Raw genomic sequence first — 14,799 nt, 5'->3', positions numbered from 1 at the left:
ATGTCGTTAAGCGTGTTCGACCTGTTCAAGATTGGCATCGGCCCCTCCAGCTCCCACACCGTCGGCCCGATGCGTGCCGCTGCGCGTTTCGCCGAAGGTCTGCGCCGTGAAGGGCTGCTGGCCGCAACCACCTGCCTCAAAGTCGAGCTCTACGGCTCGCTCGGCGCCACCGGCAAAGGCCACGGCAGCGACAAGGCTGTGTTGCTGGGCCTGGAAGGCGAACACCCGGATACCGTAGACACCGAAACCGTCGCCGCTCGCCTGCAAGAGATTCGCGGCAACGGTCGCTTGAACCTGCTCGGCGAACACAGCATTGCGTTCAACGAGAAAGAACACCTGGCGATGATTCGCAAACCGTTGGCCTATCACCCCAACGGCATGATCTTCCGCGCGTTCGATGCCGCGGGTCTGCAAATCCGCAGCCGCGAGTACTACTCGGTAGGTGGCGGCTTCGTGGTCGATGAAGACGCCGCCGGCGCCGATCGCATCGTCGAAGACGCCACACCGCTGACCTTCCCGTTCAAAAGCGCCAAGGACCTGCTCGGTCATTGCAGCACCTACGGTTTATCCATCAGCCAAGTGATGTTGACCAACGAAAGTGCCTGGCGCCCCGAAGCGGAAACCCGTGCTGGCTTGCTGAAGATCTGGCAAGTGATGCAAGACTGCGTCACCGCCGGTTGCCGCAACGAAGGCATCCTTCCTGGTGGACTGAAGGTCAAACGTCGGGCCGCGGCGCTGCATCGGCAACTGTGCAACAACCCGGAATCGTCGCTGCGCGATCCGCTGTCAGTGCTGGACTGGGTCAACCTATACGCTCTGGCGGTCAACGAAGAAAACGCCAACGGCGGACGCGTGGTTACGGCGCCCACCAATGGTGCAGCCGGAATCATTCCGGCGGTGTTGCATTACTACATGCGCTTCATCCCAGGCGCCAACGAAGATGGCGTCGTGCGCTTTCTATTGACGGCCGCCGCGATCGGCATTCTGTACAAGGAAAACGCCTCGATCTCCGGCGCCGAAGTCGGCTGTCAGGGCGAGGTCGGCGTCGCCTGCTCCATGGCCGCCGGCGCCTTGTGTGAAGTACTGGGCGGCACGGTGCAGCAGGTGGAAAACGCCGCCGAAATCGGCATGGAGCACAACCTCGGCCTGACCTGCGACCCGATTGGCGGGCTGGTGCAAGTGCCTTGCATCGAGCGCAACGCCATGGGTTCGGTCAAGGCCATCAATGCGGTGCGCATGGCCTTGCGCGGCGACGGTCAGCACTTCGTCTCCCTCGACAAAGTCATCCGCACCATGCGCCAGACCGGCGCCGACATGAAAAGCAAATACAAGGAAACCGCCCGTGGCGGTTTGGCGGTCAACATTATCGAGTGCTGATGCGCGCATCAGCACTATTTTCAGGAGCTGGATATGTCCACCGAACAATTGTTGAAAACCCCGTTGCACGCACTGCACCTCGAACTCGGCGCCCGCATGGTGCCGTTTGCCGGCTACGACATGCCGGTGCAATACCCCTTGGGCGTGATGAAAGAACACCAGCACACCCGTGATCAAGCCGGGCTGTTCGATGTTTCGCACATGGGCCAGATCCGCCTGACCGGCGCCAACGCGGCCAAAGCTCTGGAAACCCTGGTGCCGGTGGACATCATCGACTTGCCAGTGGGCATGCAGCGCTACGCGATGTTCACCAACGAGACCGGCGGCATCCTCGACGACCTGATGGTCGCCAACCTCGGTAACGACGAACTGTTCCTGGTGGTCAACGCGGCCTGCAAGGACCAAGACCTGGCGCATCTGCGCAAGCACATCGGCGACCAGTGCACCATCGAGCCACTGTTCGAAGAGCGCGCGTTGCTCGCGCTGCAAGGCCCGGCCGCCGTCACTGTGCTCGCACGCCTGGCGCCTGAAGTTGCGAAGATGACCTTCATGCAATTCGCCCGCGTGAAGCTGTTGGGCGTGGACTGCTTTGTCAGCCGTTCGGGCTACACCGGTGAAGACGGTTTCGAAATCTCCGTACCAGCGGCCAACGCCGAGGCTCTGGCGCGCGCCCTGCTGGCCGAACCGGAAGTGGCCGCTATCGGCCTCGGCGCTCGCGACTCCCTGCGCCTGGAAGCCGGTCTGTGCCTCTACGGCCACGACATGAACACCGAAACCAGCCCAATCGAAGCGAGCCTGTTGTGGGCCATCTCCAAGCCTCGTCGTGCCGATGGCGCGCGGGCCGGCGGCTTCCCTGGCGCTGAAACCGTGTTCGCCCAGCAGCAAGCGGGTGTCAGCCGCAAACGCGTTGGCCTGCTGCCGCAGGAACGTACGCCAGTGCGCGAAGGTGCGGAAATCGTCAACGAAGCCGGCGAAATCATCGGCAGCGTATGCAGCGGCGGTTTCGGTCCAACCCTCGGAGGTCCTTTGGCCATGGGTTACCTCGACAGCGCTTACATCGGTCTGGATACGCCAGTTTGGGCAATTGTTCGTGGGAAAAAGGTGCCTTTGCTTGTAAGCAAAATGCCATTTGTTCCACAACGCTACTATCGCGGTTGATTGACTGTTTCTATAAGTAACGCGGCTGCGTTAACAATGCACTAATCTGTAACGCAGCCGCCATAAAACAGTGCGTACGTTTCGTTTATGAACGTTACTTATAACGATCGAAAACAACTGAACAACTCTATCGAATAAGCCTGCGTTAGTGCCCCCCTTGATTGTCACAACCCGAGGAAATCCGGGCCTTCGCAGGGCTTGTTTTTTCTCCCGTAGTTGGCGTAGAGTTTGCTCACTGTGTTTGCATGGGTCGCTTGGAATCGTGACCTGGGCAGTAGCCTACAAGTTAGCTACATCCCGTTCGACGTCTTCTTACTCTCCTGCAACCAGCCCCAGTACTCTTTCATCGGAAGGAGACTGTCATTCATTTTTGCGTCAAAGGAAATAAGAAATGTCCCAACGTCAGAGCGGTACCGTCAAGTGGTTTAACGACGAGAAAGGTTTTGGTTTTATCACTCCAGAAAGCGGTCCGGATCTGTTCGTACATTTCCGCGCTATTCAGGGCAACGGCTTCAAGAGCCTGAAAGAAGGCCAGAAAGTGACTTTCGTTGCTGTGCAAGGCCAGAAAGGCATGCAGGCTGACGAAGTACAAGCAGAAGCCTGATCTTCTGTAACGAAAAAGCCCCTGATACTGATATCAGGGGCTTTTTTGTGCGCGTAAATCCGTAAAATGGCTTCTTTTTCCGCTCAGAGGCTGCCATGTCGAAACACCTGCTCAACCCACGGGGCGACTTCCCCGCCGTCGGCCTGGGTCGTCGCCTGGCAGCGATGTTCTACGACTTCCTGTTATGCACCGCCCTGCTGATCGTCACCAGCGGCGTTTATAAAATGACCCAGATGGCGATCATCGGCGAAGAAAAAATGCGCGCCCTGACCGAAGCCGGCGCGCTGGATGGTGATCCATTGCTGTCGACGGTGCTGCTGTTCGTGCTGTTCGGCTTCTTCGCCAAGTTCTGGACTTGGTCGGGGCAGACACTGGGCATGCAGGTCTGGGGCATTCGCGTGCAAAACGCCGATGGCTCATCCATCAGCCTGTGGCAGGCGCTGCTGCGCTTTGTGCTGTCGATCGCGTCCTGGCTATGTATCGGGCTGGGTTTCTTCTGGTCGCTGCTCGACAAGCAGAAGCGCAGCTGGCATGACATCTACTCCAATACCCAGCTTGTACGCATTCCGAAGAAAACCAAGTAACTGTGGCGAGGGAGCTTGCTCCCGCTGGGGTGCGAAGCGCCCCCAAATGCGGCTGCTGCGCAACCGAGCGGGAGCAAGCTCCCTCGCCACATTAGCTCTCGCCACAGTAAGTGTCAGGCGTTGCCCGCCAACTTCATTCGCGCCGCCTGCGTGAAATCAAGCATCCGCTTCAACGGCCGCACCGCCTGCGGAATCAATGCTGGATCAACAAAGATCTCGTTGGTCCCTTCACGCAAGCTCTTCAGCGTGCGCTCAAGCGTATTCATCGCCATCCACGGGCAATGCGCGCAACTTCGGCACGCTGCGCCGTTACCGGCCGTTGGCGCTTCGATAAAGACCTTGTCCGGGCACAGCTGCTGCATCTTGTAGAAGATGCCGCGGTCGGTGGCGACGATCAGGGTCTTGTTCGGCAGACTTTGCGCGGCAGCGATCAGTTGACTGGTGGAACCCACCGCGTCGGCCAATTCGATGACGGCGGTCGGCGACTCCGGGTGCACCAGAATGGCCGCGTCCGGGTACAGCGCCTTCATGTCTTCGAGCTGCTTGGCCTTGAACTCTTCGTGGACGATGCAGGCACCGTCCCACAGCAGCATGTCGGCGCCGGTCTTGCGCTGGATGTAAGTGCCAAGGTGCTTGTCCGGGGCCCAGATGATGGTTTCGCCGTTATCCATCAGGCTTTCGACGATTTCCAGCGCACAGCTGGAAGTCACCACCCAGTCCGCACGTGCCTTGACCGCCGCCGAAGTGTTGGCATACACAACCACCGTACGTTCCGGGTGCTGATCACAGAACGCCGAGAATTCGTCCACCGGGCAACCCAGGTCCAGCGAGCAAGTCGCTTCCAGGGTCGGCATCAGCACACGTTTTTCAGGGTTGAGGATTTTCGCGGTTTCGCCCATGAACTTCACACCGGCGACCACCACGGTCTTGGCCGGGTGGGCATTGCCGAAGCGGGCCATCTCCAGAGAGTCGGAGACGCAGCCACCGGTTTCTTCGGCCAGGGCCTGAATGACCGGATCGCAATAGAAGTGGGCAACCAGCACCGCGTCCTGAGCCTTGAGCTCGGCAGCGATGGCAGTACGGTAATAAGCCTCTTCCTCGGCGGTCAGCGGTTTGGGCTGCTTGGCATCGAGGTGGGCTTGAACCAGAAGGCGTTCGGAAATCTGCGTCATGTTCGCAAGACCTGCAGGCGCTTTCGCGCGAAAGTCGAGTATACACCCGGCTCCGGACCCTTCAGGGTACCGCCGGGAGAGTGAGTGTTCATCAGGCGTGGACAGCGTTGAAGCTGCGCAAGGCTACAGAATATCCCGTGGATGCAAAAGATGATTCTGACCTGCGCCACACGGACTGAGCCGAGCTCAAATCGCGGGCAAAAAAAAACCCGGAAATCCTCACTTACGTGGGCCTTCCAGATTTTTTAAAATGGTGGGTCGTGTGGGATTCGAACCTACGACCAATTGGTTAAAAGCCAACTGCTCTACCAACTGAGCTAACGACCCGCTGTGTGGTGGCGCGTATAATACTGATTTTTAAGGACTATTCAACACCTAATTTTAAATAAATCAAAAATAAGGTGTTGGGTCAGTCACACCGGCCGCCGCGAAGCCTTCTGCACGCAGGCGGCAGCTGTCGCATTTACCGCAGGCACGGCCATTATCGTCTGCTTGATAGCAGGAAACGGTCAGCCCGTAATCGACGCCAAGCTTCACGCCTGCCTGAACGATCTGCGCCTTGCTCAGGTTCTGCAGTGGCGCCTGGATGCGGAAGCCCTGCCCTTCTACCCCAGCCTTGGTCGCCAGGTTAGCCATGCGCTCGAAGGCTTCGATGAACTCGGGGCGGCAATCCGGGTAACCGGAGTAATCCACCGCGTTGACGCCGATAAAGATGTCACGCGCGCCCAGCACTTCGGCCCAGCCCAGCGCCAGAGACAGAAACACGGTGTTGCGCGCCGGCACGTAAGTCACCGGGATACCTTCACCCGGCGTTTCCGGCACATCGATGCTAGGGTCGGTCAGGGCCGAGCCGCCGATACCATTCAGGTTCAGGCCGATCACCTTGTGCTCGACCACACCAAGGCCTTGGGCGACACGTGCGGCGGCGTGCAATTCGGCGTGAGAGCGCTGACCGTAATCGAAGCTCATGGTGTAGCAGCTGTAGCCTTCGGCACGGGCCATAGCCACGACAGTCGCGGAGTCGAGGCCGCCGGACAGCAAGATGACCGCACGTTTTTCTGCAGTGTTCGTTTGTTCAGTCATTTCAGCGCCCCGGCTCGTCATTCCAAAGATATTTATGCAGCTGCAATTGCAGACGCACAGGCAGATTGTCCGCCACCACCCAGTCCGCCAGATCACGCGCGTTCAGGTCATGGTGACTCGGCGAGAACAGGACTTCGCCAGCACGTTGATCCAGACCGTACTGAATCAGCTTGGACACGGCCCAGTCGTAGTCTTCCCGCGAGCAGATGACAAACTTTACCTGGTCGTTAGGGGTGAGCAGCTCGATGTTCTCGTAGCGGTTGCGGTGTGCTTCTTTCGAACCCGGGGTTTTCAGGTCGACGACGCGACTGACCCGTGGATCGACCGCCGAGATGTCCAGCGCGCCACTGGTTTCCAGGGACACTTCGTAGCCGGCGTCACACAACTGCTTGAGCAAGGGAATGGCATTCGGTTGCGCCAGGGGTTCGCCTCCCGTGACACACACATAACGCGGGCGAAAACCGGCCACTTGCTCGAGGATGTCATCGAGCGTGCGAATGGTGCCGCCAGTGAACGCGTAGGCGCTGTCGCAGTATTGGCAACGCAATGGGCAACCGGTCAGGCGCACAAAAACAGTGGGCAGCCCGGCAGTCCGCGTTTCACCCTGCAACGAGTAGAAAACTTCGGTGATTCTCAATGTGTCTTGCATAGTCGCCACGGGCGTAACAGCTAAACAGGCTGTCCGCCTCCGTCAGGCACTTCAAGGAACCTCGCCAACGCGCAGATCCCAAAAAGCGTGTTTCATAAAAAGGGCGTGAATTCTAACGAAAAAACCCGCGACAAGCGCGGGTTTCTTCGAAACGGGTCAAGCAGCCTTTACATTTTTTGCAGATCACGCTGGGCCAACTGAGCGGCGGAAGTGCCCGGATATTGGGACACGACCTGCTGCAGAATGCCTTTGACCCTGTCGGTATGACCGAGACGACGCTCTACATCAGCGAGCTTGTACAGCGAATCAGGCACTTTAGGGTGCTTGGGGTACAGCTGCGAAACCTTGGCAAATGCCTGACCTGCACCTTGCAGATCGCCTTTGGCCAAGTTCACTTCACCCAACCAGTACTGAGCGTTGCCCGCGTATTGGCTGCTCGGGTATTTGCGCAGGAATGCGGCGAAAGCCTGGCTGGCCTTGTCGAAATCCTTGGCTTTGATCAGGTCGAAGGCTGCATCGTAATACAGTTTTTCCTTCGCCGGATCTGCCGGTTCGCCACCCGCGGCAGGCGCTTGTGTGGAAGTGGCAGCGGCTGCCGCTCCGGCACCTGCGCCGGCTGCAGCACCGGGGGCATTCAAATTGCCACCGGTGGAAGAATTATCAGGAGTCGCGGCTGGTGCAACGCCGGTTCCTATGCGCCGATCAAGATCCTGATATCGCTCCAGGTTCTCTTGCTTCATGCGCGCTACATCATTTTGCAGAACTTCGATCACACCCTGTTGGCGCGAGATCTGCTCCTGCATCGATTGCAGTTGGTTGAACAGCTCGCCCTGTGCCGAGACAGGGGCCGAAACCCTCCCCCGGCATAGGCGCCGTTCGTACCGTAACCCGCAGGCGGATAACTACTCCCGCTATTGTTATAGCCGGAGTTGTCCTCGACCACAGGAACCGCAGCCCACACCGCAAGCGGTGCGAGGCTGAGAGCCAAAACAGTTACAGCACGACGGCACGTTCGCATGACGAATTACTTACGCAGTTCGACGCGACGGTTTTGAGCCCAGGACTGCTCGTCGTTGCCGGTAGCAACTGGACGCTCTTCGCCGTAGGAAACCAGTTCCAGCTGAGCTGGGGAAACACCTTGCAGTACCAGGTAGCGCTGAACGGCTTTCGCACGACGCTCGCCCAGTGCCATGTTGTACTCACGAGTACCACGTTCGTCGGTGTTGCCTTCCAGAACAACGCGAGCGCCGTTTGCTTTCAGGTCTTTGGCGTGAACGTCCAGAGCGCGCATGGCTTCTGGCTTCAGGTCCGAGCTATCGTATTCGAAGTAGAAGGTGGTGATTGCGCGCAGAGCAGCTTCTTCGCTCAGGGAGCCGTCAACAGCACCAGTGTTAGCGCCGTAACCAGCGTTTGGATCAACAGCGCCTTCACCGGCGTTGTCGCCGCCTTTGGACGAGCAACCTACAGCTACAGCCATGGCCAGAGCCAGCGCAGCAAATTTACCAAACTTCAGCATTTCCATCGTGAAACTCCTAATGAACCCCAGTGTGTTAAGTACAACGTGTAGCGCCGCGTCAGTTCAGGTAAGGGGACCAGGACGGTTCTCTGACTTCGCCTTGTGCGGTAGGAAGCGGGAGCCTCACGCGTCCATTAATGGACACGAGCATCAAGACTCCCCGGCCCTGCTGGCGGGTGGCGTAGATTACCATGGTGCCGTTGGGCGCAACAGTAGGCGACTCGTCCAGAGTGCTATCAGTGAGGATCTTTACACTACCTCGCTGCAAATCCTGGGCCGCCACCTTGAAATTAGTGAAGCCTTCCTGACGATGGATCATCACCAGGGTCTTTTCATCAGCCGACAGTTTAGGGTTGGCGTTGTAGTTACCGATGAAGGTCACACGCTCCGCACCACCACCGCTTGCGCTGGTCTTGTAGATCTGTGGCTTGCCGCCACGGTCGGAGGTGAAGTAAATGGTCGAACCATCCTTACCCCAGAACGGTTCGGTGTTGATACCTTGACCGTTGGTGACGCGACTGATCTGACGCGAACCCAGGTTCATCACATAGATGTCCGGGTTGCCATCTTTCGACAATACGAATGCCAGACGCTGACCATCCGGCGACCATGCTGGCGCACCATTCAGGCCTTCGAAGTTGGTGATCTGCTCACGGCGACCGGTGTCGATGTTCTGCATGAAAATGCGCGGACGCTTCTGCTCGAACGACACATAGGCAATGCGCTTGCCATCCGGTGCAAAACGCGGCGACAGGATCGGCTCGCGCGATTGCAGCAGGGTCACGGCACGGGCACCGTCATAGTCCGAACGTTGCAGCGTGTAGCGAGTGTTCTTCTCGGAGAACCGCTCGGCTGTCACGTACAGCAGACGTGTCGAGAACGCACCTTTGATACCGGTGAGTTTCTCGAACGACTGGTCGGAGATGTAGTGCGCCATGTCGCGCAGTTGATCGACGCTGCCCGACACGCTGCCGGTCAGCACTTGCTGCTCGGTGGCGACGTTGAACAGTGCGTATTGAACCTGCAGGCGACCGCCCGCTGGAACGATACTGCCGACCATAATGTACTGGGCACCAACAGCCTTCCAGTCACGGTAAATGATTTCGCTCGCCTGGCTTGGCTGGCTGATCATGTTCTGTTTTGGAATCGGCGAGTAGTAACCCGAGTTGCGCAGGTCGTTACCGATGATTTCGGCCATGTCGTCCGGCAGCACGCTGCCACCCTGGTTGCCGAACGGAACGACTGCAATCGGGGTGGCCCGATCACTGCCGCTGGTGACCAGAATGTTTTTTTCATCTGCCGCCGCTATCCCTGCCAGGCAGCAGATAACGACAAGCATTCCTCGAAGAAGGTTTCTCACAAGGCTAGATCCTCAGGTGTGAATGTCATCTTGAATGAACGATACGGAGCGAAATCACTCGGCTTCATTCCCTGCATTTCTGTCAAACGTCCAATGTTCTTGACCGCCGCTACAGCGGAAGCGTCAAACGGACCATCGCCGCTGGACTTGGCCACGCCAACCGAAGTCACCGTACCGTCCGGCAACATGCCGATTTGCAACACGACCGTCATGCCTTTGCGTGCCGAAGGTGGACGAGCCCAGCCTTCCGCTGCACGAGCACGAATCAGATCATCGAAACTGCCGGCGACTTCGTCACCCTGCTCATCGGCCAAGGCCTGCTGACGCTGCGGCGTGTCGGAAAGCAAATCTGCCAGGGCCTGAGCCTTTTTCTCATCGACGGATTTACGTGCCGCTTCCTGCGATTTTTTCTTCGCGGCATCGGCAGCAGCTTTCTTCTTCGCGTCTTCGGCGACTTTCTTCTTCGCCTCTTCAGCTTCAGATTTCTTCTTGGCGTCTTCGGCGGCTTTCTTCTTCGCGTCTTCGACGATCTTTTTCTTCGCTTCTTCAGCGGCCGCTTTCTTGGCCTCTTCTTCAGCAGCTTTCTTGGCTTCTTCTTCAGATTTCTTCTTGGCTATATCAGCCAATTGTTTCTCTTCGGCCTTTTTGGCTTCGGCGGTCTTCTTGGCTTCATCGGCTTTCTTGGCTTCATCAGCCTTTTTTGCCTCTTCCGCTTTCTTCGTCTCGTCGGCCTTCTTGGATTCTTCGGCTTTTTGAGCCGCATCTTCCTTCTTTTGTTCCGCGGCCTTGATCGCTTCCTGCTCGATCTTTTTCTGTTCCATCTGTTCGACTTCGGTCTGGCGCGCAGCGGATTTCTGCGCTTCACCCGCAATCTTCTGATTGGTCTGGGTGGTCGCCCGACTTTTCGATTTCAACTGGTACAGGGTCGCCTGGACGATCGGCTTGGCCGGCGGCAGCTCCGGTGTGAAGGCGAAACTGACAAACAGCATGCCGAAAACCAGCACGTGCAAGACAATCGCCCAGACACTAGGCCAGAAGTAGCTTTCCGAGGCGGACGGCTCTCGCATTTGCTGCATCAGGGTGCCTCGGTAATCAAGCCAACATTACCGACCCCGGCTTTCTGCAACCCGCCCATCGCGCCCATGACGGAGCCGTAATCGACAGTCTTGTCGCCGCGAATGAATACCTGGGTACGCTTGCCGCCTTCAGTACCGGCGCGAATGATCTTGGTCACCGCGTCGGTCATTTGCGGCAAGGTCATGGCCTTGTCCTGCTGCTTTTCGGTGTCGACTTCGCTGCCAAGGTTCCAGTAGTAGGTCTTGTCAGCCTTGATCGAAATGGTCAGGACCTGGGTGTTGTTGTCCTGCGGCAAGGCTTCGCTGGAAACCTTGGGCAGATCAACTTTCACGCCCTGATTGAGCATCGGCGCGGTCACCATGAAGATGACCAGCAGTACCAGCATCACGTCGATGTAAGGCACCACGTTCATCTCGGCAACCGGCTTGCGCTTTTTGCGAGCTCGAGCGATTAAAGCCATTGGAAATTACCTGCTTATTCTTCGCTGGTGTGCACTTTGCGGTGCAGGATCGCCTGGAATTCATCGGCGAAGGTGTAGTAACGGCCCAGCAGGGTTTCGCTGCGGGCAGCAAAACGGTTGTACGCGATAACGGCCGGGATGGCAGCGAACAGACCGATCGCGGTAGCGATCAGTGCTTCGGCAATACCGGGGGCCACGGTGGCCAGGGTCGCTTGCTGGGCAGTTGCCAAGCCACGGAAGGAGTTCATGATGCCCCAGACCGTACCGAACAGACCGATGTACGGGCTGACGGAACCGACGGTGGCGAGGAACGGCAGGCTCTGCTCGAGCTTTTCTTCCTCACGGGAGATGGCTACGCGCATGGCACGGGCCACGCCTTCCATGACCGCTTCCGGGTCAACGCCTGACTGCTGACGCAGACGGGAGAATTCCTTGAAGCCAGCACGGAAGATCTGCTCGACGCCCGAATCCGGATCAGGGTTGCTGCCGGCCTGACGGTAGAGTTTGGACAGGTCGATACCCGACCAGAAGCGCTCTTCAAAGCTCTCCAGGGCACGTCGACCGGCACGCAGCAAGTTGCTGCGCTGAAAGATCATGATCCATGAGGTCACCGATGCGGCTACCAGGATCAGCATTACCAGTTGCACCACGATACTGGCATTGCTGACCAGGCTCCACATGGAGGAATGGTCGACGACGTTAGCTTCCACGCTTTATCTCCTGCTTTGAGTGTGTACCCGCGCCGCTCACGTCGGCAAAGGCCGCACGTAGAGCTTCGGGAATGGCCCGGGGTTTTAAACTGTTAGTGCGCACACAGGCCACCAGAAACTGCCCTTCGCAGAGCAGCACATTATCCGTAGCCCGCCTGACCTGCTGTTTGAAGCGCAGGCTGACCCGGTTCAATTCAATAACTTCAGCGCTTACCAGCAGTTCATCGTCCAGTCGCGCCGGCGCGTGGTAACGCGCTTCGCTGGAATGCACGACGAACAACAGGTCCTCCCCTGCCAGCGCCGACTGGGCAAAGCCCAGCTCCCGGAGCCGCTCGGTTCGAGCCCGTTCCATAAACTTGAGGTAATTGACGTAATACACGATGCCGCCCGCATCGGTGTCCTCGTAATAAACGCGACAACGATGTGCGAACGGCTCAAGCCCGTTTTGCGCGCGCATACTCTAGTGCTTACTCCTCAGGTTGCCAATCCGGCCAGGCAACTGTTTTTCATTGATTCGCGGCTTTCTGGCGAAAGTACGGTCCTGGGACAGCACAAACCCCGAATAAATCAGCGCGCAAAGGTTACTAATCGTCCACGGCATCGATGAACTCGTCTACCACGGGCATCTCGCCTAATCGTGACGGGATGTTTAAACCGAAGTGCAGGTACGCATGCCGAGTGACCACCCGCCCCCGCGGAGTGCGCATGATATAGCCCTGCTGGATCAAATACGGCTCCAGCACGTCTTCAATGGTGTGACGCTCTTCGCTGATCGCCGCCGCCAGACTGTCCACCCCCACCGGCCCACCGTCGAATTTCTCGATCATGGTCAGCAGCAGGCGTCGGTCCTGATGATCAAAGCCTCGCTCGTCGACATCCAGCAGGTTCAGTGCCAGGTCGGCGATCGGCTTGGTGATGTGGCCCTTGGCGCGGACCTCGGCAAAATCCCGGACCCGACGCAGCAAGCGGTTGGCGATCCGCGGCGTGCCACGGGCACGGCGGGCGATTTCGAAGGCGCCTTCCGGGTCCAGCGGCAAACCGAGAATGTTCGCCGAACGGCTGACAATCGTCGCCAGGTCGGCGGTGTTGTAGAACTCCAGGCGCTGGACAATCCCGAAACGGTCGCGCAACGGGTTGGTCAGCATGCCGGCCCGGGTGGTTGCGCCAACCAGGGTGAATGGCGGCAGATCGAGTTTGATCGAGCGCGCGGCCGGCCCTTCGCCAATCATGATGTCGAGCTGGAAATCTTCCATGGCCGGGTACAGCACTTCTTCGACGATCGGCGATAACCGATGGATCTCGTCGATAAACAACACGTCATGGGGTTCAAGGTTGGTCAGCAACGCCGCCAGATCACCCGGACGCTCGAGGACCGGCCCCGAGGTGCTTTTGATCGACACGCCCATTTCCTGCGCAATGATGTTGGCCAGGGTGGTTTTACCCAAGCCCGGCGGGCCGAATATCAGCGTGTGGTCCAGGGATTCGTTGCGCCCACGCGCAGCCTGGATGAACAACTCCATTTGCTCGCGAACGGTTGGCTGGCCAATGTACTCGGCCAGGCTGACAGGACGAATCGCCCGGTCCTGGACTTCCTCGCGGTCACGGGGACCACCCGTGGCGGCGATCAGACGATCAGCTTCAATCACTTAGATCATTCCCTTAAGGGCACGACGAATCATGTCTTCACTGCTCAAACCTTTCTCCTTGATCGCGGAAATCGCCTTGCTGGCTTCCTGCGGCTTGTAGCCCAGGGATATCAGCGCGCTGACCGCGTCATTTTCGGCGGTGGCGACCGGAGGCGCATCTGGCCCACCCGGCTGGTTTGGCACCAACGCGAACATCGCCGGCACGGTTTCCCACGCCTTGAAGCGGTCCTTGAGTTCCACCAGCAAACGTTCGGCGGTCTTCTTGCCCACGCCCGGCACCTTGGTCAACGCCGAAGTGTCCTGGGACTGCACGCAACGAACCAGCTCGTCGACTTCCAGGCTCGACATCAAGGCCAGCGCCAGTTTCGGCCCTACACCATTGAGACGGATCAACTCGCGAAAAAAGTCTCGCTCGCGCTTGCCAAAGAAGCCATAGAGTAACTGCGCGTCTTCGCGTACGACCAAATGGGTGTGCAAGGTCAGCGGTTCACCGACCGACGGCAAGCGATAAAGCGTGGTCATCGGTACTTCCAGCTCATACCCCAGACCGTTTACATCCAGAATCAGGTGCGGCGGCTGTTTCTCAGCCAAAGTGCCGCGCAAGCGTCCAATCACGTTTCAGATCCTTGAGCCTTGGCCAGATCAGTGCTGGCGACTGACAGAACAAGGGTTTTGCACCGACAACACAGGCGCAAAACCCTCATTCCATAAAAAATGATTGCTGATGCTATCAGAGACGCAGGCGCCCGCCACGACTGCGTGCTGCACCCAGACCATGAGGCAACAGACTGGAACGGGTGTGCGCGTGGCAAATCGCGATGGCCAGGGCATCCGAAGCATCGATTTGCGGCTTGCTGGTCAATTTCAGCATGTGCATGACCATCATTTGCACTTGTTCCTTGTTCGCCCCGCCGGTGCCGGTCACCGCCTGTTTGACCTGGGTCGCGGTGTATTCGGCGATTTCCAGGCTTTCCTCGGCACCGGCCACAATGGCTGCGCCGCGGGCCTGACCGAGCTTGAGTGCGGAGTCGGCATTGCGCGCCATGAAGACTTTTTCAATGCCCATGGTCACCGGGCCGTAGGTCTGAATGACTTCACGCACACCCCGATAGACGATTTGCAGGCGCTCGTGCAACTCGCCGGAGCCCGTGCGAATGCAGCCCGACGCCACGTACACGCAACCACGCCCGGTATCGCGTACCACGCCATAACCGGTGATACGCGAACCGGGGTCGATACCAAGAATTAAAGTCATAACGCCTGCGGGTTAGGTAAGAGCACGATATTCATTACAGCGAATAACAAATGTGGGAGCTGGCTTGCCTGCGATGGCGTAGGCACATCAAACAATGATGTAGCCTGACACGCCGCCATCGCAGGCAAGCCAGCTCCCACACTGAATC

At 58.3% G+C, this 14,799-nt stretch carries 16 protein-coding genes, 1 tRNA gene and 1 pseudogene; 4 read left to right on the top strand and 14 right to left on the bottom strand.

Annotated features, from left to right (window positions below; all coding sequences use genetic code 11):
• The 4 genes from AB4O41_RS23745 (at position 1) to AB4O41_RS23730 (ending at position 3,723) form a co-directional block, all read left to right on the top strand.
• Positions 1-1,377, top strand: a complete 1,377-nt coding sequence (locus tag AB4O41_RS23745) for an L-serine ammonia-lyase (protein ID WP_460144904.1) — start codon at positions 1-3, stop codon at positions 1,375-1,377.
• Positions 1,378-1,410: 33 nt separating this feature from the next.
• On the top strand, positions 1,411-2,535 hold the full coding sequence (gcvT, locus tag AB4O41_RS23740) for a glycine cleavage system aminomethyltransferase GcvT (protein WP_460144903.1): 1,125 nt from the start codon (positions 1,411-1,413) through the stop codon (positions 2,533-2,535).
• 391 nt (positions 2,536-2,926) lie between these two features.
• Positions 2,927-3,139, top strand: coding sequence for a cold-shock protein (locus AB4O41_RS23735; protein ID WP_003175786.1), 213 nt, complete (start codon positions 2,927-2,929; stop codon positions 3,137-3,139).
• Between the two features lie 95 nt (positions 3,140-3,234).
• Positions 3,235-3,723, top strand: a complete 489-nt coding sequence (locus AB4O41_RS23730) for an RDD family protein (protein ID WP_460144902.1) — start codon at positions 3,235-3,237, stop codon at positions 3,721-3,723.
• A 113-nt stretch (positions 3,724-3,836) separates the two neighbouring features.
• Here the strand turns inward: AB4O41_RS23730 and nadA are convergent, their stop codons facing one another.
• The 14 genes and pseudogenes from nadA to ruvC form a co-directional block, all read right to left on the bottom strand.
• Entirely contained in the window at positions 3,837-4,895 is a 1,059-nt protein-coding gene (nadA, locus tag AB4O41_RS23725; RefSeq protein WP_008072916.1) for a quinolinate synthase NadA, read from the bottom strand.
• Positions 4,896-5,146: 251 nt separating this feature from the next.
• A tRNA-Lys gene (locus AB4O41_RS23720) sits at positions 5,147-5,222 on the bottom strand.
• Between the two features lie 63 nt (positions 5,223-5,285).
• The gene (gene queC, locus AB4O41_RS23715) at positions 5,286-5,978 is read right to left on the bottom strand and encodes a 7-cyano-7-deazaguanine synthase QueC (protein ID WP_460144901.1); all 693 of its coding nucleotides are present in this window, start codon (positions 5,976-5,978) and stop codon (positions 5,286-5,288) included.
• A 1-nt stretch (position 5,979) separates the two neighbouring features.
• On the bottom strand, positions 5,980-6,627 hold the full coding sequence (gene queE / locus AB4O41_RS23710; RefSeq protein ID WP_008072914.1) for a 7-carboxy-7-deazaguanine synthase QueE: 648 nt from the start codon (positions 6,625-6,627) through the stop codon (positions 5,980-5,982).
• 167 nt (positions 6,628-6,794) lie between these two features.
• Positions 6,795-7,645, bottom strand: a pseudogene (ybgF, locus tag AB4O41_RS23705) (tol-pal system protein YbgF).
• 6 nt (positions 7,646-7,651) lie between these two features.
• Entirely contained in the window at positions 7,652-8,149 is a 498-nt protein-coding gene (gene pal / locus AB4O41_RS23700) for a peptidoglycan-associated lipoprotein Pal (RefSeq protein ID WP_003178634.1), read from the bottom strand.
• 52 nt (positions 8,150-8,201) lie between these two features.
• On the bottom strand, positions 8,202-9,503 hold the full coding sequence (gene tolB / locus AB4O41_RS23695) for a Tol-Pal system beta propeller repeat protein TolB (RefSeq protein WP_460144900.1): 1,302 nt from the start codon (positions 9,501-9,503) through the stop codon (positions 8,202-8,204).
• Positions 9,500-10,579 carry a cell envelope integrity protein TolA gene (gene tolA, locus AB4O41_RS23690; RefSeq protein ID WP_447793810.1) on the bottom strand — a complete coding sequence of 360 codons (1,080 nt, stop codon included), beginning with the start codon at positions 10,577-10,579 and terminating at the stop codon, positions 9,500-9,502. Before tolA ends, tolB begins: the two co-directional genes overlap by 4 nt.
• Entirely contained in the window at positions 10,579-11,031 is a 453-nt protein-coding gene (gene tolR / locus AB4O41_RS23685; protein ID WP_161807482.1) for a protein TolR, read from the bottom strand. Before tolR ends, tolA begins: the two co-directional genes overlap by 1 nt.
• Positions 11,032-11,054: 23 nt before the next feature.
• Positions 11,055-11,750: a protein TolQ gene (gene tolQ / locus AB4O41_RS23680; RefSeq protein WP_007897030.1), complete on the bottom strand. Its 696-nt coding sequence runs from the start codon at positions 11,748-11,750 to the stop codon at positions 11,055-11,057.
• Positions 11,740-12,207, bottom strand: coding sequence for a tol-pal system-associated acyl-CoA thioesterase (ybgC, locus tag AB4O41_RS23675; RefSeq protein WP_007933231.1), 468 nt, complete (start codon positions 12,205-12,207; stop codon positions 11,740-11,742). Before ybgC ends, tolQ begins: the two co-directional genes overlap by 11 nt.
• A gap of 127 nt (positions 12,208-12,334) precedes the next feature.
• Positions 12,335-13,396, bottom strand: coding sequence for a Holliday junction branch migration DNA helicase RuvB (gene ruvB / locus AB4O41_RS23670; protein WP_460144899.1), 1,062 nt, complete (start codon positions 13,394-13,396; stop codon positions 12,335-12,337).
• Complete coding sequence (gene ruvA / locus AB4O41_RS23665; protein WP_038981959.1) at positions 13,397-14,011, bottom strand: Holliday junction branch migration protein RuvA; 615 nt, start codon at positions 14,009-14,011, stop codon at positions 13,397-13,399.
• A gap of 115 nt (positions 14,012-14,126) precedes the next feature.
• A complete protein-coding gene (gene ruvC, locus AB4O41_RS23660) occupies positions 14,127-14,651 on the bottom strand; it encodes a crossover junction endodeoxyribonuclease RuvC (protein WP_038981958.1) in 525 nt (174 codons plus the stop codon).
• Between the last annotated feature and the right edge of the window lie 148 nt (positions 14,652-14,799).

This window comes from Pseudomonas sp. S2_A02 (assembly GCF_054668495.1).
The sequence above is the reverse complement of the archived record's forward strand: the minus strand, read 5'-3'. Positions and strand labels throughout refer to the sequence as shown.

What these genes read in the sequence shown, in the direction of transcription:
- gcvT (WP_460144903.1), top strand. Translation starts at nt 1,411, where the DNA reads ATGTCCACCGAACAATTGTTGAAAACCCCGTTGCACGCACTGCACCTC.
- AB4O41_RS23735 (WP_003175786.1), top strand. Translation starts at nt 2,927, where the DNA reads ATGTCCCAACGTCAGAGCGGTACCGTCAAGTGGTTTAACGACGAGAAA.
- pal (WP_003178634.1), bottom strand. Translation starts at nt 8,149, where the DNA reads ATGGAAATGCTGAAGTTTGGTAAATTTGCTGCGCTGGCTCTGGCCATG.
- ruvC (WP_038981958.1), bottom strand. Translation starts at nt 14,651, where the DNA reads ATGACTTTAATTCTTGGTATCGACCCCGGTTCGCGTATCACCGGTTAT.
- AB4O41_RS23745 (WP_460144904.1), top strand. Translation starts at nt 1, where the DNA reads ATGTCGTTAAGCGTGTTCGACCTGTTCAAGATTGGCATCGGCCCCTCC.
- tolA (WP_447793810.1), bottom strand. Translation starts at nt 10,579, where the DNA reads ATGCAGCAAATGCGAGAGCCGTCCGCCTCGGAAAGCTACTTCTGGCCT.
- ybgC (WP_007933231.1), bottom strand. Translation starts at nt 12,207, where the DNA reads ATGCGCGCGCAAAACGGGCTTGAGCCGTTCGCACATCGTTGTCGCGTT.
- AB4O41_RS23730 (WP_460144902.1), top strand. Translation starts at nt 3,235, where the DNA reads ATGTCGAAACACCTGCTCAACCCACGGGGCGACTTCCCCGCCGTCGGC.
- queC (WP_460144901.1), bottom strand. Translation starts at nt 5,978, where the DNA reads ATGACTGAACAAACGAACACTGCAGAAAAACGTGCGGTCATCTTGCTG.
- nadA (WP_008072916.1), bottom strand. Translation starts at nt 4,895, where the DNA reads ATGACGCAGATTTCCGAACGCCTTCTGGTTCAAGCCCACCTCGATGCC.
- queE (WP_008072914.1), bottom strand. Translation starts at nt 6,627, where the DNA reads ATGCAAGACACATTGAGAATCACCGAAGTTTTCTACTCGTTGCAGGGT.